Below are 22705 nucleotides of genomic sequence, written 5' to 3' on the forward strand. Positions count from 1 at the left end.
ATGATACGATTAACACAGATCAAGCTTCCGGCAGACCATACACCGGAGGCACTGAAGAAGAAAATAGCAAAGCTTTTGCGGATAGCGCCGGAGGAAATCCTAAAGCTTCACATTCGGAAACGTTCCCTGGACGCGCGCAAAAAGCCAGAGCTTTTTTACAGTTACACCGTGGATGTTTCCGCCAGCAGGGAAAAGGAACTGTTACATAAAGGAAAAAATCCACAGATTAGCCTCTGCAAGGAGGAGCATTACCACTTCCCGGAGGCAGGAGAGGAGCGCTTAAGGGAGCGGCCACTCATCATCGGAACCGGTCCGGCGGGACTATTTTGTGGTCTGATGCTGGCCCGCCACGGTTATCGTCCGATTCTTCTGGAACGGGGTAGCTCGGTCGAAGAGCGCCAGAAAAAGGTGAATGCCTTCTGGCAGGGCGGAACCCTGGATCTCCAGACGAATGTACAGTTTGGAGAAGGCGGAGCAGGAACATTTTCCGACGGAAAGCTGAATACACTGGTGAAGGACCCGTTGAAGCGTGGACAGCTGGTGCTGGAACTTTTTACAGAATTTGGCGCAGATCCGTCGATCCTTTACGACCACAAGCCGCATATCGGCACGGATGTGCTCGCAGAGGTGGTAAAAGCCATGCGCCAGGAAATCATACGTCTGGGCGGTACCGTCCGTTTTGATACCCAGGTGACGGATCTTCTGGTGGAGCAACAAAATGTAAGCGGTGTGAAGGTTTCGTTTGCAGATCCGCAGACCGGGGAAAAAACGGAAGAGACCATAAAGGGTAGTGTGGTTGTTCTGGCGATCGGACATAGTGCACGCGATACCTTTTCCATGCTGCTTTCGCGTCAGGTTCCGATGGAAGAAAAGGCATTTGCGGTTGGACTGCGTATCCAGCATCCGCAGAATATGATCAATCTGTCCCAGTATGGCAGAGAAGATGCCGGGGCGCTTGGTGCAGCTAATTATAAGCTTACCAGGCAGACGAAGAGCGGCCGCGGCGTGTACACCTTCTGTATGTGTCCGGGCGGCTATGTGGTCAATGCTTCTTCCGAAGCAGGAAGACTGGCAGTCAACGGCATGAGCTATCATGACCGGGCGGGAGAAAACGCAAACAGTGCCCTGATCGTCACCGTCACCCCGGAGGATTTCCCGGAACGCGGAGCACTGGGCGGTGTGGCATTCCAGAGAAAGCTGGAGGAGGCTGCATACCAGGCTGCAGGAGGAAAGATCCCGGTACAGCTTTACGGGGATTTCTGCCAGAACAAGATCAGCAGCCAGCTTGGCGGCGTAAATCCGCAGATGCGCGGAGAATGGGCATTTGGAGATGTCCGTTCCATTATGCCGGAGCCGTTAAATCTGGCCCTGATTGAGGCCATGGAGGGCTTTGGACATATGATCCACGGTTTCGACCGCCCGGATGCATTGCTTGCCGGAATCGAAAGCCGTACCTCTTCGCCGGTGCGCATCTGGCGCGATGAGCAGTTTGAGAGTGAAGTGCGGGGGCTGTACCCTTGTGGGGAAGGTGCCGGTTATGCAGGTGGAATTACCTCTGCGGCCATGGATGGCATAAAGGTGGCAGAAGCCATTGCAAAGCGTTATGCACCATGTCTGGCAGATCAGGAATAAATAGGAAATCGCTTTTGGACATGTCCGGGCAGACTGTATCGGAAACAGGTTTGCCGTAGCGGCATTCAGATAAGGAGGCTAAGAAGGATGAATAGCTTCAGGGAAAAACTGAAAGAGAAAAAGCGGATCGTCATCAAGATCGGTTCGTCTTCCCTGACTCATGAAAAGACAGGGGAGCTGAATTTATATAAGATCGAAAAGCTCATCCGCGTGATCTGTGACCTGAAGGGAGAGGGAAAGGACGTAGTCCTGGTTTCTTCCGGCGCGATCGCAGCGGGAAGACAGGCGCTTGGTGGTCAGAAGCGTCCGCAGACTATTTCAGAAAAACAGGCATATGCGGCTGTGGGCCAGGCCCGGCTGATGATGGTCTATCAGCGCATATTTTCCGAGTATAACCACATCACGGCACAGGTGCTTTTAACCAAGGATACCATGACCAATGAGACCTCCAGGGTCAATGCGCAGAACACGTTTGAGGAGCTGCTGCGTTTAGGAGCAGTGCCGGTTGTCAATGAAAATGACACGGTATCCACCCATGAGATCCAGTTTGGCGATAATGACCGCCTGTCTGCGATCGTGGCGGCGCTGATCGGTGCGGATCTTTTGATTTTGATGTCCGATATTGACGGACTGTACTCAGAGGATCCGCATAAAAATCCGGATGCACGTTTTATTAGTCTGGTAGAGGAAATCACGCCGGAGCTGATCGGTATGGGCGGTGGTTCGGGAAGTGATGTCGGCACTGGCGGCATGGCAGCAAAGCTGGCAGCAGCACGCATCGCGACAGACAGCGGATCGGACATGATCATTGCCAACGCGGACGATGTGAATGTGATCCATGATCTGGTGAATGGAGCGGAAAAGGGAACCTTGTTCCTCGCACACCCGAACCGGGATTTTGATCTGATGGATTACATCAACACAAAATACGGGGACGTATAAAGAAAAGATAACATCGCTGGTGCGAAAGCCAGCAGGAAAACAAGAAACGGATACAAAACAGATAGAAACAAAAATAGATAGAAACAAAAACAAGTAGAAACAAAAACAGATAGAAACAGGACAACAAGAAAAAGGAGAATTTTTATGGACCAGAGCAGTATCGACAGAATCAACACCCTGTATCATAAATCCCAGTCTGTGGGATTGACAGAAGAAGAGAAAGAGGAGCAGGCAAGACTGCGCAAGGAATATGTGGCTGCGATCAAAAACAACATGCGGGCACACTTAAACAATATTTCAATCAAGGAAAAAGACGGCAGCATTACCGATCTTGGTAAAAAATATGGCGGAATCAAAGACGCCCAGTCATAAGGGACTTTGTTGCAAGGAACTCAGTCATGAGGAACCGGTTCATCAGACACTCGGTTCAAAAAAAGAAATCCGCAGTCAGATCCGAGCGCTGCGGGCAGAACTTGTAAAACCGGAGCATGCCGCGGAAAAAGCGGCAATGGATGAGAAAATCCGGGAAGCGGTATTGCAGCTGTTACATACGCTGAAGGCAGAAGAAAGCATTCTGCAGACGGTATACTGCTATGCTTCATTTGGCGGTGAGGTGGATACGTTTGGCCTGATGGATGCCTTATGGCAGCAGGGCTTTTCGTTGGCACTGCCGCGGGTAACCAGAAACCGCATGGATTTTTACCTGGTGGAGGGAAGAAACGACCTGGTACCTGGCTTTCGGAATATCCCGGAACCGGCAGAACATTGCAAGGCAGCGCATTGTCCAGAGTCCGTGGTGATCACGCCGGGGACGGCATTTACCAGAGCCGGGGACCGGATGGGGTATGGAGGCGGCTTTTACGACCGGTTCTTTTCGGAGGAGCCGGAACACAGAAAAGTTGCGGTCTGTTACCCATTCCAGATTTTTTCAGAGCTTCCCACCGAGGAACACGACAGACAGATGGATGATATCATAACAGGAGAAGGCTGAGGTGCGATTCCAGCCAGACATGCAGGTGTGACTGGCAGAATTTAGGAGAACCACCAGGCCACACGACAGGAGGACACGGCATGGATTTAAGAGTGATCGGTGCCCGCGCAAAGGAAGCGGCATCCTATTTAAACAATCTTGGTGTCAACGAAAAAAATGAGGGACTGCGCCAGGCAGCTAAGGCGCTGTTAGACGGAGAGGAAGATATCCTGACGGCCAATCAGGAGGATGTGATCCGGGCGGCAGAAAACGGCATGAGTCCGGCACTGATCGACCGGTTAGAATTGACCCCGGACCGGCTGGAAGCGATGGCAGACGGTCTGTTAAAAATTGCAGAGCTTCCGGATCCGGTTGGTGAAGTGCTTTCCATGAAGCCAAGGCCAAACGGGCTTCTCATCGGGGAAAAGCGGGTGCCGCTGGGCGTGGTTGGCATGATCTATGAGGCACGTCCCAATGTTACCTCCGATGCCTTCGGTCTGTGCTTTAAGACGGGAAATGCAGTGATCTTAAAGGGCGGCAGCGATGCCATTGAATCCAACAAGGAGATCGTAAAGTGGCTGCAGACAGGGCTTTCCCGCGCGGGACTCCCGGAGTCTTCCCTGCAGCTTATTACGGATACAGACCGGGCGGTGACGCAGGAGCTGATGCGGCTAAATGAGTTTGTGGATGTGCTGATCCCGCGCGGCGGCGCAGGGCTGATCCGCAGTGTGGTACAAAACAGCACCGTGCCGGTCATTGAGACCGGAACCGGAAACTGCCATATCTATGTGGATGAGACCGCGGATTTTGACATGGCGTTAGATATCATCATGAATGCCAAAACCCAGCGGATCGGAGTCTGCAATGCCTGTGAATCCCTGGTAGTACATAGAAGCATTGCAGGGGAGTTCCTGCCGCTTCTGGCTGCGCGCCTGGCAGAAAAGTCTGTGGAGGTGCGTGCCGATGAGGCAGCGAAGCAGATCGTGCCGGAGTTTTCGGAAGCCTCCGAGGAGGACTGGGGAACCGAGTATCTGGATTACATCCTCTCCTTAAAGCTGGTGGACTCTTTGGACGAGGCAATCCGCCATATCAACCGCTACAATACCGGGCATTCCGAGGCCATTATCACGCAGGATTATAACCATGCGCAGGAGTTTTTAAACCGCATTGATGCAGCGGCAGTCTATGTCAACGCATCTACCCGCTTTACAGACGGCGGTGAATTCGGTTTTGGCGCAGAGATCGGCATCAGCACCCAGAAGCTTCACGCAAGGGGTCCGATGGGGTTAAAGGCCCTGACAACGACGAAATACATTATTTACGGAAACGGGCAGGTGAGACCATAATGCAGCTTTATATCATCCGCCACGGGGAGACACCGTGGAATGCAGAGGGACGGCTTCAGGGGCAGACCGATATCCCGTTAAATGAAAATGGCATCCGGCTTGCGAAGATTACCGGGGAGGCTTTAAAGGACGTTCCATTTGACTTTGCCATATCCAGTCCCTTAAAACGTGCCAGACAGACGGCAGAGCTGGTGCTTGCAGGGCGTGATATCCCGATCTTGGAAGATGCGCGGATCGAGGAGCTGGGGTTTGGTTCCTGGGAGGGACTCGGCTGCCGCAAGGCAAACTTTGAAATCCCTTCGGAGCACTTCCAGGACTTTTACAAAGACCCGTTCCATTTCCAGACAGCGGCAGACGGAGAGACCATTGAGCAGCTCTGCGCCCGCACAAAAGCTTTCTGGGAGGACCTGGTAGGGAATCCTGACTGGCAGGAGAAAACCATTCTTATCGCCAGTCATGGCTGCGCGTGCCGTGGAATCCTTCACAATGTTTATGAAGAGAAAACCGATTTCTGGCATGGATGCGTGCCGCCAAACTGTGCGGTAAATATTGTTTCCGTGACAGGCGGAAAGGCAGTGCTCGAGGCAGCTGACCGGATCTACTATGACGCGTCGGAGTGTGTGGATTTCCGCACCGGGAAAAAGATCAATTCACATTGATGATATGCAGGCACAAACGGTAATAAAATTGACAAAAAAGGTTGGGCTGAAAGTGCCAGACGCGTTTGCGTGAACCGTAACAAAATTGACAAAAAGGCTGGAAATCGGAGCGTTTTGCTCTTTGCATCCCGGCCTTTTTATGTTATAATTTTTTATTTGTAACATCAAACGCAGATAATGAGGTAAGAATGAGTACAAACATGAAAACATACACACAGAACGAAACACCAGATTTTGAAATGATCCGTGCTGCGGCGCCGGAAGAAGAGGGCGCACGCCAGTACTATTTTATAGAGCAGGCGAAAAAACTGTGGAAACAGCAGTTTGAACGTTTGGAAGACAGCGGGGAGGCAAAGGAGCGTTACGGCGAAGCAATGCTCTCTGAACTTCAGGCAGAAAACAAATACGGAACCTTTCATATTGCAACCTTTGGCTGCCAGATGAACGCCAGGGACTCCGAGAAGCTCTGCGGCATTCTGGAGCAGATCGGTTTAAAAGAGGTCGAGTCTGAGAATGCGGACATCGTCCTTTACAATACCTGTACCGTGCGCGATAACGCAAACCAGAAGGTTTACGGTCGTCTTGGCTATCTGCAGACCTTAAAAAAGAAACGTCCGGGCATGATGATCTCTCTTTGTGGCTGCATGATGCAGGAGCCGTCTGTCATTGAGAAGATCCAGAAGAGCTACTCTTATGTCGATCTGATCTTTGGTACCCACAATATTTTTAAGCTGGCGGAGCTGCTGTGCTGCCGCATGATGAGCAAAAACCGCATGGTCGTGGATATCTGGAAGGATACCGACAAGATCGTGGAGGAGCTTCCGGTAGACCGCAAATATTCCTTTAAGTCCGGTGTCAACATCATGTTTGGCTGCAACAACTTCTGCAGCTACTGCATCGTGCCGTACGTGCGCGGACGGGAGCGCAGCAGAAAGCCGGAGGATATCGTCAATGAGATCAAGAGACTGGTAGCAGACGGCGTTGTGGAGGTCATGCTGCTGGGACAGAACGTCAACTCCTACGGAAAGAACCTGGAGGAGCCGATGACATTTGCCGAGCTTCTCCGCGAGGTTAATAAGATTGAGGGACTGGAGCGCATCCGTTTCATGACATCCCACCCGAAGGATCTGTCCGATGACCTGATCGAGGCGATGCGTGATTGTGAGAAGGTCTGCGCACATCTGCACCTTCCGTTACAGTCCGGCAGCAGCCGTATCTTAAAGCTGATGAACCGTCATTATGACAAAGAGGGCTATTTAAAGCTAGTGGATAAGATCCGCGCAGCTATCCCGGATATCGCCTTGACGACCGATATTATCGTCGGATTCCCGGGAGAGACAGAAGAGGACTTTGAGGAAACCATGGATGTGGTGCGCCGTGTCCGCTATGACAGTGCGTTTACCTTTATCTATTCCAAGCGTACCGGTACCCCGGCAGCAGCGATGGAGCAGGTTCCGGAGGACGTTGTGAAGGAGCGCTTCGACCGCCTGTTAAAAGAGGTCCAGAAGATTTCCTCTGAGGTTTGCGGACGTGACCTGCATACGACCCAGAAGGTTCTGGTGGAAACCCTCGATGACCATAAGGAAGGCTATGTGACCGGCCGTTTAAGCAACAATACCGTGGTACATTTTCCGGGAGACGAAAGCCTCATCGGAAAGATCGTGGATGTATGGCTGGAGGAGTCCAAGGGATTTTATTACATGGGAAAGCAAGTGGAAGGACAGGAGAAGTAAGACGTGGCTGGATTATCACCAATGATGGCCCAATACATGGAGACCAAAAAACAATATCATGACTGTATTTTATTCTATCGTCTGGGTGACTTTTATGAGATGTTTTTCGATGATGCGCTGACGGCATCCAAGGAATTAGAGATCACCCTGACCGGAAAGGAATGCGGACTGGAGGAACGCGCACCGATGTGTGGCGTTCCTTATCATGCTGTAGACAGCTATTTAAGCCGCCTGGTGCAGAAGGGTTATAAAGTAGCGATCGCGGAGCAGATGGAGGACCCGAAGCTTGCCAAGGGACTGGTAAAGCGTGAGGTCATCCGCGTGGTAACACCTGGTACGATTACCAGCGCCCAGGCTTTGGATGAGACAAAGAACAATTACCTGATGGGCATTGTGTACCTGGCAGATAAAATGGGTGTTTCCGTCGTGGACAATACCACCGGAGACTTTCTGGTAACCGAGGTTTCCACCGACCGTGCCCTGTTCGACGAGATCAATAAATTTTCCCCGGCGGAGGTCATCTGCAACGATGCCTTTTCCATGTCCGGGATCAGCCTGGAGGATTTAAAGGATCGGTATCACTTTACCGTTTCCACGCTGGATTCCCATTTCTTCCAGGATGAGAGCTGCAGAAAGCTTCTGCGGGAGCACTTCAAGGTAGGAAGCCTGGAAGGCTTGGGACTGGGAGACTATGACTGCGGCGTGATCGCGGCAGGTGCCGTGCTGCAGTATCTTTACGAGACCCAGAAAAGCACACTGGATCATCTGACGACCATTGTGCCTTATGCGACCGGAAACTATATGGTGCTGGATTCTTCTACCAGAAGAAATTTAGAGCTTTTGGAAACCATGCGTGAGAAGCAGAAGCGCGGAAGCCTTCTGTGGGTGCTTGACAAGACCAGAACGGCCATGGGCGCCCGCCTCTTGCGTACCTGGATCGAGCAGCCGCTGATCCGCAAAGAAGAAATCTTAAAGCGCCAGAACGCCATTGAAGAACTGAATTTAAACTATATCAGCCGGGAAGAACTCGGGGAGTATTTAAACCCCGTCTATGACCTGGAGCGCCTGATCGGCCGCATCAGCTACAAGACCGCAAACCCGAGAGATCTTCTGGCATTCCGCAATTCCATTGCCATGGTGCCGCACATCAAACAGCTGCTTGGCGAGTTTACCTCGGACGCGTTAAAAGAACTGACGGAGGAACTGGATCCGCTGGAGGACTTAAATGACCTGATCAGCCGGGCAATCGTGGAAGAACCGCCGATCACCGTGCGTGAGGGCGGCATGATCAAAGACGGCTACAACGAAGAGGCAGACCGCCTGCGCCATGCCAAGACCGAGGGCAAGACCTGGCTGGCAGAGCTGGAGGCGAGAGAGCGCGACAGCACCGGGATCAAGAATTTAAAAGTCAAATACAACAAGGTATTTGGCTATTATTTTGAGGTAACCAATTCCTTTAAGGATCTGGTGCCGGAATATTTTATCCGCAAACAGACACTGACCAACGCAGAGCGCTACACGACCGACGAACTGAAAAACCTGGAAGATGTGATCATGGGGGCAGAGGACAAGCTTTTCTCCCTGGAATACGACTTATTCTGTGAAGTGCGCGATGCGATTGCGGCTGAGGTGGTGCGCATCCAGAAAACCGCCCGCGCGATTGCAGCGGTGGATGTATTTGTATCTCTGTCTACGGTAGCGACCAGAAACAACTATGTGAAGCCGCAGATCAATGAGAAGGGAAGCATCCAGATCAAGGGCGGCCGTCATCCGGTTGTCGAGAAGATGATGCGGGACGACATGTTTGTCTCAAACGATACGACGCTGGATAATTCCAAAAACCGCATTTCTATTATTACCGGACCGAACATGGCCGGAAAGTCCACCTATATGCGCCAGACCGCGCTGATTGTTTTGATGGCACAGATTGGAAGTTTTGTCCCGGCAGACCAGGCAAACATCGGTATCTGCGACCGGATCTTTACCCGTGTGGGCGCATCCGATGACCTCGCAAGCGGTCAGAGTACCTTTATGGTGGAGATGACGGAGGTTGCCAACATCCTCAGAAATGCCACCCGAAACAGCCTGCTGATCTTAGATGAGATCGGCCGCGGCACCAGCACCTTTGACGGACTGAGCATCGCCTGGGCGGTGGTAGAACACATCAGCAATACCCGCCTGCTTGGTGCGAAGACCCTGTTTGCGACCCATTACCATGAGCTGACAGAGCTGGAGGGCCTGATGAGCGGTGTCACGAACTACTGTATCGCCGTAAAAGAGCAGGGCGACGACATCGTGTTCCTTAGAAAAATCGTAAAGGGCGGAGCCGACAAGAGTTACGGTATTCAGGTGGCAAAGCTGGCCGGAGTGCCGGATTCCGTCATCAATCGTGCAAAAGAGCTGGTGGAGCAGCTGGTCGATTCTGACCTGGCAGCCAGAACCCGCGAGATCGCGGAGGGAAGCGCACCGGCAGGTCACAAGCCGGTCCCGAAGCCGGACGATGTGGAAATGAGCCAGTTAACTTTATTTGATACGGTCCGCGAGGATGATATCATCGAAGAATTAAAGAATCTGGAGCTGGGAAATATGACGCCGATCGACGCCTTAAATACCCTGTACCGGATGCAGACAAAGTTAAAGAACCGCTGGAGCGGGGAGGAAAAATAAAACATGCCAAACATTCATGTACTGGATCAGAATACGATCAACAAGATCGCGGCCGGTGAGGTGATCGAGCGGCCGGCATCGGTGGTGAAGGAGCTTTTGGAGAATGCCATCGACGCAAAGGCAACTGCGGTCACTGTAGAGATCCGCGAGGGCGGAATCTCGTTTATCCGGGTGACGGACAATGGCTGCGGAATCGAAAAGGACGAGATCCCGCTTGCTTTTCTGCGCCATTCCACCAGCAAGATCCAGTCCGTGGAGGATCTGTTTACGGTGTCTTCCCTGGGCTTTCGCGGGGAGGCGCTTTCCAGTATCGCGGCGGTCGGGCAGGTGGAGCTGATCACCAAGACCGGTCGTTCCTTAACCGGAAACCGTTATCAGATCGAGGGCGGTGTGGAGCGCGGCATGGAAGAGATCGGAGCGCCGGACGGAACCACGTTTATCGTGCGCAATCTCTTTTACAACACACCGGTCCGCCGGAAATTTTTGAAAACGCCGATGACTGAGGGTGCCCATGTGGCGGACCTGGTCGAAAAAATCGCCCTGTCTCATCCGGAGATTTCAATCCGGTTTATTCAGAACAACCAGAATAAGCTGCACACATCCGGAAACCATAATTTAAAGGACATCATCTACACGGTGTATGGCAGGGAGATCACAGCAAATCTGCTCCCGGTTTCCGTGGCTGGGGAAGCGTTCAGCGTAGAAGGCTTTATTGGAAAGCCGACGATCGCCCGAAGCAACCGGAATTTTGAAAACTACTATATTAATGGAAGATACATCAAAAGCAATATCATCAACAAAGCCATCGAGGAGGCTTATAAGCCGTTTATGATGCAGCACAAATATCCGTTCACCATGCTGCATTTTCAAATCGAACCGGAATTTCTGGATGTCAATGTCCATCCGACCAAGATGGAGCTGCGTTTCCAGAACGGCGAGCAGGTATTCCGCATGGTGCGGGATACCGTGGCAGAGGCACTGCGCCACAAGGAGCTGATCCCAAAGGTGGCGTTGGAGGAAGAACGGGAGCGAAAACCGGTTCTGGAAAAGAAGATCCCGATCCCGGAGCCTTTCGAGCAGAAGCGCATGATGCAGGAACGGGCGGGACTTTTTGACACAAAATCCGCTGCGCAGGGAAATGACGGAAATTTTGTGCTGCGGGAGACGCCGGAGGAATACCGGTTAAAAAACCGCCCGGGAGAGCGTCCGGCCTTAAAGAATACCTCCCAGATCCGTAAAGAACGGGAAGAACTGCTTTCCACGCAGCAGAGAGTGGAAGCGCTTAAGCGGGAGACGGAAGGACAGCAGACAGGGGCGAGAACTGGACAAAGCATCGGGACAGGAACATTGCGCCAGACCATAGACAGGGCTGGAAAATGTCTGGACGAATCCGGGCAACAGGCAGCGAAAGCATCCGACCAGAGGGGGGCAGCAACAACCGTGTTTAGCCAGTCCGCAGCGGCATCCGACCAGAATTTCCAGGTCAACCAGGCTTTGACGGAGCTTCTCATGCGGGCACCGGGGACAACACCTGCGGATGAATTGGAAAAAATCGAAGAAGCAGGGAAAGCGGAAGAAGCAAAGTACACAGAAGCAACAACGAATATAGAAGCAACAAGGCATATGCCGGACCTGACTGCGGAAGCATCTGCAGCGCAGCAGGAAACAAATGTGCAGCGAAACGCAGAGCAATCGGAAGCAGTCCTGAATGCGTCTGGGACTGCCATGGAAAAGACAGCAACCGCCGTGCAGATGGACCTCTTTGAGGAAAAACTGTTAGAGCCGCAGTCCCGCAGCCGCCACAAGCTGATCGGCCAGCTCTTTGCCACATACTGGCTGGTGGAGTTCAACGACCAGCTTTACATCATCGACCAGCATGCGGCGCACGAGAAGGTACTGTATGAGAAAACGATGAATTCCTTAAAAACTAGGGAATACACCTGCCAGCAGATCCATCCGCCGATCATTTTAACTCTGGGAAGCCGTGAGGCACTGATGCTGGAGAAAAACATGCAGATCTTTACCGATATCGGTTTTGAGATCGAGCCGTTTGGCGGAAAGGAATATGCGGTGCGCGGAGTGCCGGATAACCTGTTTTCCATCGCAAAGAAAGATCTTTTGATGGAAATGCTGGATACGCTTTCTGAGGATACGCAGGCACGTGGGGCAGACCTGATCTATGAAAAAGTTGCTTCCATGTCCTGTAAGGCTGCGGTAAAAGGCCATGATGTCTTAAGTGCCGCGGAAGCGGATGCACTGATCGACCAGCTTTTGGGTCTGGAAAACCCGTATGCCTGCCCGCATGGAAGACCAACGATCATTTCCATGAGCAAATATGAGCTGGAGAAGAAGTTTAAACGAATTGTATGATGAGGGGAGAAGCTATGAAACAGCCACTGATCGTGCTTACCGGTCCGACCGCGGTGGGAAAAACCGCGCTGTCGATCGAACTTGCAAAGGCGCTGAACGGAGAGATCATCAGCGCAGATTCCATGCAGGTGTACCGGCACATGGATATTGGGTCAGCCAAGATCACAAAGGAAGAGATGGATGGTGTCCCGCATCACCTGATCGATGTGCTGGAGCCGTGGGAAGAATTCAATGTGACCCGGTTTCAGTCGATGGCGAAGGAAGCCATGAAAGGAATCTACAGCCGCGGACACGTTCCAATCGTGACGGGCGGTACCGGGTTTTACATCCAGGCACTGGCTTACGATATTGATTTTACGGAAAATGAAGACCATATCGGGCTCCGGGCAGAGCTGGAGCAGCTGGCAGAGGAAAAGGGAGAAGTGTTCCTGCACCAGATGTTAGCAGAAATTGACCCGGAGTCTGCAGAGGCGATCCATGCAAACAATGCAAAGCGGGTGATTCGCGCGATCGAGTATTACCGCCTTACCGGTGAAAAGATTTCCGAGCATAACAAGCGGGAGCGCGAAAAGCAATCCCCGTATGATCTGCATTATTATGTGTTAAACCGTGACCGCAAGACGCTTTATGAGCGGATCGATAAACGTGTGGATATCATGATGGAGCAGGGACTTCTTGATGAAGTGAACCGCTTAAAAGCCATGGGCTGCACCCGGGACATGGTCGCCATGCAGGGTCTTGGTTATAAGGAAATGCTGGATTACCTGGATGGAAAGATCAGCCTGGAAGAAGCGGTTTACATCATCAAGCGTGATACCAGGCATTTTGCAAAACGTCAGCTGACCTGGTTTAAGCGGGAAAAAGAAGTCCGCTTTATTGAAATCGAACAGTTTGGGGCAGATCAGAAAAAAATCTTAAACTGGATCTGCAACGATTACTTTGGAGGAAGAAACGAACATGGAACTGAATGAAATGTACAAGGAACTGGGCATCAGCCAGAAAGTTCTGGAATTTGGAGAAGAGATTGAAAAAAGTTTAAAAGAACGCTTTGCAGGCATTGACCAGACTGCAGAATACAACCAGATGAAGGTGTTAAAGGCGATGCAGGAGTCCAGAGTCAGCGATATCCATTTCGCTGCAACGACCGGGTATGGTTACAACGATCTGGGCCGTGATACTCTGGAGGAGGTATACGCGAAAGCGTTCCACGGCGAGGATGCCCTGGTACGTCCGCAGCTGATCTCTGGTACCCATGCGCTGCATGTGGCATTATCCAGTAATCTGCGCCCGGGAGATGAGCTCCTTTCCCCGGTTGGAAAACCGTATGATACCTTAGAGGAAGTGATCGGCATCCGCGAATCTGCCGGCTCTTTAAAGGAATATGGTGTGGTATACCGTCAGGTGGACCTGTTAGAGGATGGAACTTTCGATTATGAGAATATCCGCAAGGCCATCAATGAGAAAACAAAGCTGATCACGATCCAGCGTTCCAAGGGCTATGCGACACGCCCGACCTTTTCCGTGAGCCAGATCGGCGAGCTGATCGCATTTTGTAAGAGTGTGAAGCCGGATGTGATCTGCATGGTAGACAACTGCTACGGTGAGTTCGTAGAGCGGATCGAGCCGACGGATGTAGGCGCGGACATGATCGTCGGCTCCCTGATCAAGAACCCGGGCGGCGGTCTGGCACCGATCGGCGGCTACATTGTCGGAAAGAAATCCTGTATTGAGCAGGCTTCCTACCGTTTAAGCGCACCGGGACTTGGCAAAGAGGTCGGCGCAAGCCTTGGTTTAAACCAGTCCTTCTTCCAGGGACTGTTTTTATCCCCGACTGTTGTTGCTGGCGCATTAAAGGGTGCGATCTTTGCAGCGAATGTTTATGAGAAACTTGGCTTTGCAGTTGTTCCGAACAGCACCGAATCCCGCCACGACATCATCCAGGCAGTTACCTTCGGGACGGCAGAGGGCATGATCGCATTCTGCCAGGGAATTCAGGCAGCAGCACCGGTAGACAGCTTCGTCTCCCCGGAACCGTGGGATATGCCGGGCTACGATGCGCCGGTCATCATGGCAGCAGGCGCTTTCGTCCAGGGCTCTTCGATCGAACTGAGCGCAGATGGCCCGATCAAGCCGCCGTATGCCGTGTATTTCCAGGGCGGACTGACCTGGTACCATGCAAAACTTGGTATTTTGATGTCCCTGCAGAAACTGGTTGAGGCAGGGATCGTAACCCTGTAATACCGAAGGAATACTTGGATTTTCATAGCCGAAAATCTTAACCATTTCTAAAGTTTTCCATTTTTTGTATACACGAAAATTGATTTGTGGTAAACTAAAAACGCCTTGATTTCTCGCACATATGCGTGAACCAAAATGCGGCGGTGTCCCCTTCGGCTTCGTACTTGGAGAGAGAATGGAGGGTGAACAATATGATACACACAAAGATGAAAGAGCTGCCCTGTGAGGAGCGGCCATATGAACGCTGCGTAAAATCCGGCCCGGAGCATTTGAGCGATGCACAGCTTCTTGCTGTGATCCTCCGGACCGGAAGTGCGCAGGAGAGCGTACTGGAGCTGGCCACCCGGATCCTGGAGCTTGGAGGTCCCGGAGAAGGAATTCTGGGACTTTTGCATTTCTCCCTTCCGGAGCTGATGGGAATCAAGGGCATCGGCCAGGTAAAAGCCATCCAGCTGCAGTGCATTGGAGAACTTTCCAGACGCATCTGGAAACGAAAAGCCATGAAGAGCCCGGTCCGTTATAACGAGCCGGCACAGGTGGCAGAATACTATCAGGAAGACTTGCGTCATAAGGAACAGGAAGAGTTCCACATGATGCTTTTTAATACCAAACAAAACATGATCGGAGACGTAGCACTGTCAAAAGGAACGGTGAATGCGTCTCTTGCTACACCGAGGGAAATCTTTATCCAGGCACTCCGGTTTCAGGCGGTCAGCCTGATCCTGGTGCACAATCACCCGAGCGGAGACCCGGAACCAAGCAGGGAGGACATCCTGCTTACCAGACGGGTGGAGGAAGCCGGAAGGGTGATCGGGATCGCGGTGTTAGATCATATCATCATAGGTGACGGCACTTATGTCAGCATGAAAGAACGGGGATTATAACAGATGGAATCAAAACGCAGCAAATACATTCTGATTGGATTGTCGGTTTTCTGCATTCTGCTGATCGGCATTACTTCCTTTAAGGACGGGTTCTTAAATCCGCTCAGAAACGGAGTCGGGTATGTGCTTAGCCCAATCCAGTCCGGAGTGAACCGGGTAGGCACCTCTTTGTATAACGGAATCAGCAATTACAGCACCCTGCACAGCGCGATGGCGGAAAAGCAGGCTCTTCAGGACCGTATTGATGCCCTGGTAGAGGCGAACAGCCGCCTGCAGTCAGAGCAGTTTGAACTGCAGAGACTGCGCGAGCTGTATCAGCTGGACCAGGACTATATGCAGTATGAAAAGATCGGTGCCAGGGTCATTGCGAAGGACTCCGGTGACTGGTTCCAGGTATTCCGGATCAACAAGGGCTCTGCAGATGGCGTTCAGGTAGATGCCAACGTCATTGCCGGAGGTGGTCTGGTCGGCATTGTTACCGATGTGGGAGCGCATTACGCTACGGTCCGCGCGATCATAGATGATGTGAGCCGTGTCAGCGGCATGGCGCAGCAGTCTGGCGATACCTGTATCGTCTCCGGTGATCTGACCCTGTTTGGGGAAGGGCGCCTGCGGATCAGCAATGTTGCCCAGGACGCAGATTTCAAAGATGGGGACCGGATCGTGACTTCCAACATCAGTTCCAAATTCCTTCCGGGCATTCTGATCGGTTATGCTGCAGATATTACAACGGATCAGTCACGACTTACCAAATCCGGCTATCTGATCCCGGCAGCCCAGTTTGACAGTCTTCAGGAGGTCCTGGTCATTACATCCATAAAAGAAGACCCAAAACAGGATGGTACAGAAAATACAGAGGGGGCACAGACAGGCGCATGAAACGGATCCTATTGAATGTGATACTGATGATTCTGGCATTTACCGTGCAGAACTGTGTATTTCCGCTGATCCCGTTTCTTACCGCGACCCCGAACCTGCTTCTGATCCTGACCTTTTCCTTTGGTTTTATTTACGGAAAAGGAGCGGGACTTTTGTATGGATTGTTTGCGGGAATCCTGCTGGATCTTTTTTACAGCGGACCCTTTGGATTTTATACTCTGCTTTTCATGAACATTGGCTATTTTAACGGCATCTGTACCCAGTATTATTATGAGGATTATATCAACCTGCCGCTTCTCATGAGCCTGGTCAATGAACTGATCTATAACCTGTACATTTACATTTTCCGTTTTCTGATCCGCAGCCGCCTGGATTTTCTTTATTATGCAAGGGAAATCATTATTCCGGAGCTTATTTTCACTGTGGTGACAACACTTTTGATTTACCGCTTTTTCCTGTCAGCAAACCGCAGGCTGGATGAGATGGATAACCGCAGGGACCGGGAACACGGGGCAATGTAATAGCAAGACATAATAGGAGTGACAAAACACGTGCTGAAAGATTTATTTCATAAGATATGTGACTTTTTTAAGCGGATCCTGAGTTCCCGTATTTTCGCGTTGGCTCTGGTTTTTACCGGAATGTTTCTGGTCCTTGCGTTCAAATTGTTTGATCTTCAGATTGTGAACGGGGAATCTTATCTGGAAGATTATGTCCAGATGATCGAAAAGACGGTTACAACACCGGGCACCCGCGGAAATATCTATGATCGCAATGGAAAGCTGCTTGCTTACAATGAGCTGGCTTATGCGGTAACCGTACAGGATACGGGAGATTATCCAAGAAGTGCGGGCATGAACGATATGCTGTTAAAATTGATCCGGATCTTAAACAAGCATGGATATCAGGCACAGGGAAAACTTGAAATTGCATTGAATGAAGATGGGGAGATGATCTATACCTCATCCTCGGAAGCGGCAAGAAAGCGTTTTTTGCGTGATTTTTACGGGCGCAAATCGGTTGATGAACTGGACGATGAAAAAGGAAAATATCCAACTGCGGTAACCGCACGGGAACTGATCGAAAAGAAAAAAACTTCCTATGGTCTGGATAAAATGAAGGATGAAAAAGGAAATCCGCGGATCCTTTCTGACGAAGAACTGGTCCAGCTTGTCAATATCCGGTATACGATGTCTCTTGTCGCATATAAAAAATATGAGGCGATCACCATCTGTGACCGTGTGGATGATGAGACCGTCGCAGACCTGATGGAGCATACCGCGGAATTAAAGGGAGTAGAGGTGGCGGAAACCACGATCCGCCGTTATAACGATGCTGTTTATTTTGCACCGATCATAGGCTATACCGGAAAGGTGCAGGAAGACCAGTTGGAGGAATTAAAGAAAACCAACCCGGAATATGAACTCAGTGACATTGTTGGCCGTACTGGTATCGAAGCTTCCATGGAACTGGAACTTCAGGGACATAAAGGCTATAAAAACCTGGTGGTAAATAATGTGGGAAATGTCATGCAGGTGATATCCGAGAGTCAGGCTTCCACGGGAAATGATATTTATCTGACCATTGACCGGGACCTTCAGATCGGTATTTATCATCTGATCGAGCAGCAGTTAGCCGGTATTGTAGCAAAGGCACTGGTAAATCAGGATGTAGATACCTCTGCGATCACGGATTCTTCCAAGATCAGCATTCCGGTAAAGGATGCCTATTATCAGCTGATCAATAACAATGTGCTTTCCTTAAGTCACATGGCTTCCGAAGATGCAGCGGATATTGAACGCCAGATCCAGTCCATTTATACATCATCCAGGGAACAGATCCTGGAACGTCTTCGTTATGAACTGATGAGTGATCACCCAACCTTGATGAAGGATCTGCCTCAAGACATGATGGCGTATATGGCGTACATTTATAACTGGCTGTCGGACAGTACGGTGGGAATTGTCCAGAAAGACCGCATTGACCAGAATGGGGAAAGTTATCAGGCGTGGAAAGACGATGAGATCAGCCTGCGTGATTATATCTATGCAGGTATTTCCGAAAACTGGATTGATACCACAAAACTGAATGTTGCAAGCAAGTATTCCAACGCAGATGATATTTACCAGGTACTGGTCGATTATGTGCTGGAACAGTTAAAGAGCGATGCGAAGTTTACCAAGCGGATCTTCCGCTATCTGATCAACGATCAGGTTATCACCGGACGTCAGCTTTGTCTGGCTCTGTACGCGCAAGGGGTGCTTCCGTATGACGCGAATGAAGTTCAGCTGCTGACGACAAATGGAGAAGAATATGCATTCCAGTTTATCCGGCGCAAGATCCAGAATATTGAACTGACACCAGCGCAGCTGGCTCTGGATCCATGTACCGGAGGTGCCGTGATCACGGATGTCAATACGGGTGAGGTTCGTGCACTGGTCACATATCCGAGTTACGATAATAACCGTCTCTCCGGAAGTGCGGACCCGGCATATATGAGACAGCTGCAGGAAGATCTTTCCCTTCCGCTTTACAATAACGCAACCCAGGCAAAGAAAGCACCGGGTTCTACCTTCAAGCCGATCACGGCGATTGCCGGACTGGAAGAGAAAGTGATCAGCCTTTATGAGACCATCGACTGTACCGGTGAATACAAGGAAGTCGATCCGTCTATCAAGTGCTGGATCTATCCGGGACACCACGGACCATTGAATGTGGTGGGCGGTATCCAGAACTCCTGTAACTATTTCTTTGCAGAAGTGGCACACCGGCTGTCTACAAACCGGGATACGCTGGTTTATTCTACCGACATGGGAGTCGAGACGATCCGCCGTTATGCCAGCATGTTTGGACTGAACCGTCCGTCCGGAATCGAAATTCCAGAGACAACGCCGGAACTGACCACCGAAGATCCGGAGCGTTCTGCCATGGGTCAGGGAACAAATTCCTATTCCAACGTTCAGCTGTCCCGCTATGTTGCAGCACTCGCAAACAGCGGAACGGTGTTTGACCTAAGTCTTCTGGACAAGATGACAGATTCTGAGGGAAATCTGATCAAGGATTACACACCGAACGTAACAGGACATGTGGATATTGCAGATGCTACCTGGGATGCCGTTCATCAGGGAATGCGCGCTGTGGTTACCGATGGTTCGGTAAAGGCTATTTTCAAAGACCTGGAGGTGGAAATTGCCGGAAAGACCGGTACCGCACAGGAGTCAAGAACCAGGGGCAACCATGCATTCTTTATTTCCTACGGACCATACACCAATCCGGAAATCTGCGTCACGGTGAATATTCCTTATGGATATTCTTCTTCAAACGCAGCGGCTGTTGCGAAAAATATTTACCGCTTTTACTACGGATACACCGATCTGGATTCCATTCTTGGCAATGGAGCGCTGGAAGTTTCCAACGTACGGGTCGGAGACTGATCAAAAAAGGAGCGGATGAGATTATGAAAAACAGAATTGTGATCAAGAGCAGCAAAGCAGGCATGACGGTGATTCTGGATCCGGATTGCAGCTTTGAAGATCTGATCGGAGAACTGGCTGTGAAATTTAAGGAGTCGGCCAAATTCTGGGGAAATGTCCAGATGGCGCTGCTTCTGCAGGGGCGGCCACTTACGGCTGCACAGGAAATGCAGATCGTCAATACCATTACGGAAAACTCCGGGATTGAGGTGCTCTGCCTCCTGGATCAGGATCTGGACCGGATCGAACGCTGTGAAAAAGCCCTGAATCAGAAACTGATGGAGCTTTCCGAGCGTACGGGGCAGTTTTATCGCGGAGACTTACACCGCGGCGAATCCATTGAGTCGGAAGCCAGCATTGTGATCATCGGGGATGTACGTCATGGCGCCAGAGTGAGTGCGAAAGGCAATATCATCGTGCTTGGGGAACTGCGGGGGTCGGTCCATGCTGGGGCAGCCGGAAACCGGGATGCCGTGGTGGCAGCCATGGAAATGGCGCCTTTGCAGATTCATATTGCAGACATTTCCTGCCATTATGGGGATAAGGGACGGAAACTCGGCAAGGGTCCTATGGTTGCTTCTGTAGAAAATTGTAGTATTTGTACGAAAGTAATAAAAAAATCTTTCTTAAATATGTTAAATTTCAATTAATACTGGAAATATTTAAGATTATAGGTTAAAATAGAATTTGTAAAATTTTTCAGGAGGCATTTCTATGAGTGAAGTCATGGTAATTACTTCTGGAAAAGGCGGGGTCGGCAAAACCACTACCACCGCGAACATCGGTACAGGTCTGGCACTTTTAGGCTACAGCGTTGTGCTGATCGATACCGATATCGGTCTGCGCAACCTGGATGTTGTGATGGGCCTGGAAAACCGGATCATTTATAATCTGGTCGATGTGGTGGAAGGCAACTGCCGTATGAAGCAGGCCCTGATAAGAGACAAAAGATACCAAAACCTTTACCTGCTGCCATCGGCGCAGACCCGGGACAAGTCCTCTGTAAACCCGGGACAAATGCAAAAGCTGGTGGATGATCTGCGGGAAGAGTTTGACTATGTTCTGCTTGACTGTCCTGCGGGAATCGAGCAGGGGTTTCAGAATGCGATTGCCGGAGCTGACCGGGCACTGGTTGTTACAACCCCGGAAGTTTCCGCCATCCGGGATGCGGATCGTATCATTGGTCTTCTGGAAGCAGCCCGCATGGATGACATCCGTCTGATCGTGAACCGGATCCGCATGGATATGGTACGCAGGGGCGATATGATGTCCGTGGACGATGTGGCGGATATTCTGGCAGTTCCGGTGCTCGGAGCGGTTCCGGATGACGAAGATGTTGTCATATCTGCAAATCAGGGAGAACCGCTGGTGGACACAAGTTCCATGGCGGGGGAAGCCTACTTAAATATCTGCAGAAGAATTTCCGGGGAATCGGTACCGCTTATGGATTTAGAGCCCCACAAAGGAATTCTTGTCCGCATATCCGGCTTTTTGAAGAGGGCGTAGGAGGTGAGCGGATGAGAGTGCCTGGAAGATCCGCAAAGAGTAATTCCGGTGAGATAGCCAGATCCAGGTTGAAACTTCTTCTGGTTTCGGACCAGTCCGGGATAACCCCGGGAATCATTGGAATGATCCGCGATGACCTGGTGGGCGTATTATCCAGATACGCCCAGATCGATGCAGAGGCTATGGATCTGCGACTGGTACGGCCGGATCCGGAGTGTCAGCAGATTTTTTGGATTACGGCGTCTTTCCCGGTTCGTCAATTTACAATAAAGAGGAATGAAGAATGCTCCTAGATTATAACTTCAGAAATTACAATTACCGTTTATTCCTTTATGTGTTGCTGTTAAATATTACTGGTGTTCTGATTATCCGGAGCGCCTCAAACCAGGATGCTTCCATGGTCTTAAAACAGATCGTGGGAATCCTGGTCGGACTGACAGCAGTTGTTATCTTATCCATTGTTGATTACCACAGAGTGGTTTCTTTTGCACCGCTTATCTATGGTGCCAGCCTTGCATTTTTGCTGGCAGTGCTGGTATTCGGTGTAAGCAGGGGTGTGGCACGGCGCTGGCTGGTACTTCCGGTCATTGGTCAGATCCAGCCGTCTGAGTTTGTAAAAATTGGTCTGATCGTTTTTTTTGCCTGGTATTTTTCCAAATACCAGGAGAAGCTGAACCAGTTTAAAATCCTGTTTTTTGCAGGGGTGTTATTTCTGGCAGCATTTGGTTTGATCTTTTTGCAGCCAAACCTTTCGACCAGTCTGGTCACCTTGGTAATCTTTCTCTGCATGCTGTTTGCAGCCGGTTTGAGTTACCGGTGGATTTTGGGAGCCCTGGCGGTCGTGGTTCCATGTGGAGCACTGTTTATTTATCTGCTCCAGTACAACATGGTACCGTTCCTGAAAGAGTATCAGGTACGCCGTATCATGGCATTCATTGATCCGGCAAACTATGCGGAAGCCAATCTCCAGCAGAACAATTCCATTATGGCGATCGGTTCCGGCATGCTGCAGGGAAAAGGACTCAATAACAATACTCTGGCATCGGTAAAGAATGGAAATTTCCTGTCCGAAGAACAGACGGACTTTATTTTCGCCGTCATCGGAGAGGAACTGGGCTTTATCGGCTGCATGGCAGTAATCTTTCTGATCGCACTGACCGTTTATGAATGTCTGATCATGGCAGCGCGGGCAAAAGATCTGATGGGAAGTCTGCTTTGTGTGGGACTTGCATCGCTGCTGGCATTCCAGAGTTTTGCTAATATAGCTGTTGCTACAGGCATCCTCCCCAATACGGGACTGCCGCTTCCTTTTATCAGCTACGGGGTAAGCTCACTGCTGAGTGTATATCTGGGGGTTGGCGTGGTGATGAATGTAGGACTTCAGAGAAAAGTAAGCAACTAATAAA

Annotated in this window: 19 protein-coding genes; all 19 read left to right on the forward strand. The window is 50.8% G+C overall.

The window, feature by feature from the left end:
* The 19 genes from DXB18_RS01925 to DXB18_RS02015 all read left to right on the forward strand — a co-directional run bounded on the left by DXB18_RS01925 (position 1) and on the right by DXB18_RS02015 (position 22701).
* The gene (locus DXB18_RS01925) at positions 1–1632 is read left to right on the forward strand and encodes an FAD-dependent protein (protein ID WP_118705708.1); all 1632 of its coding nucleotides are present in this window, start codon (positions 1–3) and stop codon (positions 1630–1632) included.
* 87 nt (positions 1633–1719) lie between these two features.
* Positions 1720–2574 carry a glutamate 5-kinase gene (gene proB / locus DXB18_RS01930; RefSeq protein WP_118705710.1) on the forward strand — a complete coding sequence of 285 codons (855 nt, stop codon included), beginning with the start codon at positions 1720–1722 and terminating at the stop codon, positions 2572–2574.
* Positions 2575–2718: 144 nt separating this feature from the next.
* Positions 2719–2946: a DUF896 domain-containing protein gene (locus DXB18_RS01935; RefSeq protein ID WP_118705712.1), complete on the forward strand. Its 228-nt coding sequence runs from the start codon at positions 2719–2721 to the stop codon at positions 2944–2946.
* Positions 2918–3565, forward strand: coding sequence for a 5-formyltetrahydrofolate cyclo-ligase (locus DXB18_RS01940; RefSeq protein ID WP_118705714.1), 648 nt, complete (start codon positions 2918–2920; stop codon positions 3563–3565). Before DXB18_RS01935 ends, DXB18_RS01940 begins: the two co-directional genes overlap by 29 nt.
* Before the next feature lie 80 nt (positions 3566–3645).
* The gene (locus tag DXB18_RS01945; protein ID WP_118705716.1) at positions 3646–4890 is read left to right on the forward strand and encodes a glutamate-5-semialdehyde dehydrogenase; all 1245 of its coding nucleotides are present in this window, start codon (positions 3646–3648) and stop codon (positions 4888–4890) included.
* Positions 4890–5549 carry a histidine phosphatase family protein gene (locus DXB18_RS01950; RefSeq protein ID WP_182430435.1) on the forward strand — a complete coding sequence of 220 codons (660 nt, stop codon included), beginning with the start codon at positions 4890–4892 and terminating at the stop codon, positions 5547–5549. Before DXB18_RS01945 ends, DXB18_RS01950 begins: the two co-directional genes overlap by 1 nt.
* Before the next feature lie 200 nt (positions 5550–5749).
* Positions 5750–7282 carry a tRNA (N6-isopentenyl adenosine(37)-C2)-methylthiotransferase MiaB gene (gene miaB / locus DXB18_RS01955; protein ID WP_182430436.1) on the forward strand — a complete coding sequence of 511 codons (1533 nt, stop codon included), beginning with the start codon at positions 5750–5752 and terminating at the stop codon, positions 7280–7282.
* Positions 7283–7303: 21 nt separating this feature from the next.
* Complete coding sequence (gene mutS / locus DXB18_RS01960; protein ID WP_118544199.1) at positions 7304–9949, forward strand: DNA mismatch repair protein MutS; 2646 nt, start codon at positions 7304–7306, stop codon at positions 9947–9949.
* 3 nt (positions 9950–9952) lie between these two features.
* Positions 9953–12319: a DNA mismatch repair endonuclease MutL gene (mutL, locus tag DXB18_RS01965; RefSeq protein ID WP_118705720.1), complete on the forward strand. Its 2367-nt coding sequence runs from the start codon at positions 9953–9955 to the stop codon at positions 12317–12319.
* A 14-nt stretch (positions 12320–12333) separates the two neighbouring features.
* The gene (miaA, locus tag DXB18_RS01970) at positions 12334–13290 is read left to right on the forward strand and encodes a tRNA (adenosine(37)-N6)-dimethylallyltransferase MiaA (protein WP_118705722.1); all 957 of its coding nucleotides are present in this window, start codon (positions 12334–12336) and stop codon (positions 13288–13290) included.
* Complete coding sequence (locus tag DXB18_RS01975; protein WP_118544202.1) at positions 13277–14557, forward strand: methionine gamma-lyase family protein; 1281 nt, start codon at positions 13277–13279, stop codon at positions 14555–14557. The genes miaA and DXB18_RS01975 overlap by 14 nt, the downstream gene beginning before the upstream one ends.
* 191 nt (positions 14558–14748) lie before the next feature.
* On the forward strand, positions 14749–15441 hold the full coding sequence (gene radC / locus DXB18_RS01980; RefSeq protein WP_118544203.1) for a DNA repair protein RadC: 693 nt from the start codon (positions 14749–14751) through the stop codon (positions 15439–15441).
* Positions 15442–15444: 3 nt separating this feature from the next.
* Positions 15445–16320 carry a rod shape-determining protein MreC gene (mreC, locus tag DXB18_RS01985; protein WP_118705724.1) on the forward strand — a complete coding sequence of 292 codons (876 nt, stop codon included), beginning with the start codon at positions 15445–15447 and terminating at the stop codon, positions 16318–16320.
* On the forward strand, positions 16317–16841 hold the full coding sequence (mreD, locus tag DXB18_RS01990; protein ID WP_118544205.1) for a rod shape-determining protein MreD: 525 nt from the start codon (positions 16317–16319) through the stop codon (positions 16839–16841). The genes mreC and mreD overlap by 4 nt, the downstream gene beginning before the upstream one ends.
* A 30-nt stretch (positions 16842–16871) precedes the next feature.
* On the forward strand, positions 16872–19754 hold the full coding sequence (locus tag DXB18_RS01995) for a penicillin-binding transpeptidase domain-containing protein (protein ID WP_243103090.1): 2883 nt from the start codon (positions 16872–16874) through the stop codon (positions 19752–19754).
* Between the two features lie 23 nt (positions 19755–19777).
* Positions 19778–20443 carry a septum site-determining protein MinC gene (locus DXB18_RS02000; protein WP_118544206.1) on the forward strand — a complete coding sequence of 222 codons (666 nt, stop codon included), beginning with the start codon at positions 19778–19780 and terminating at the stop codon, positions 20441–20443.
* 64 nt (positions 20444–20507) lie between these two features.
* Complete coding sequence (gene minD / locus DXB18_RS02005; protein WP_118544207.1) at positions 20508–21299, forward strand: septum site-determining protein MinD; 792 nt, start codon at positions 20508–20510, stop codon at positions 21297–21299.
* A gap of 11 nt (positions 21300–21310) precedes the next feature.
* Positions 21311–21592: a cell division topological specificity factor MinE gene (locus tag DXB18_RS02010; RefSeq protein WP_118705726.1), complete on the forward strand. Its 282-nt coding sequence runs from the start codon at positions 21311–21313 to the stop codon at positions 21590–21592.
* Positions 21583–22701, forward strand: coding sequence for an FtsW/RodA/SpoVE family cell cycle protein (locus DXB18_RS02015; protein ID WP_118544209.1), 1119 nt, complete (start codon positions 21583–21585; stop codon positions 22699–22701). Before DXB18_RS02010 ends, DXB18_RS02015 begins: the two co-directional genes overlap by 10 nt.
* The last annotated feature ends 4 nt before the right edge of the window (positions 22702–22705 follow it).

It is taken from the genome of Clostridium sp. OM02-18AC (assembly GCF_003481825.1).
GTDB lineage: Bacteria > Bacillota > Clostridia > Lachnospirales > Lachnospiraceae > Brotaphodocola.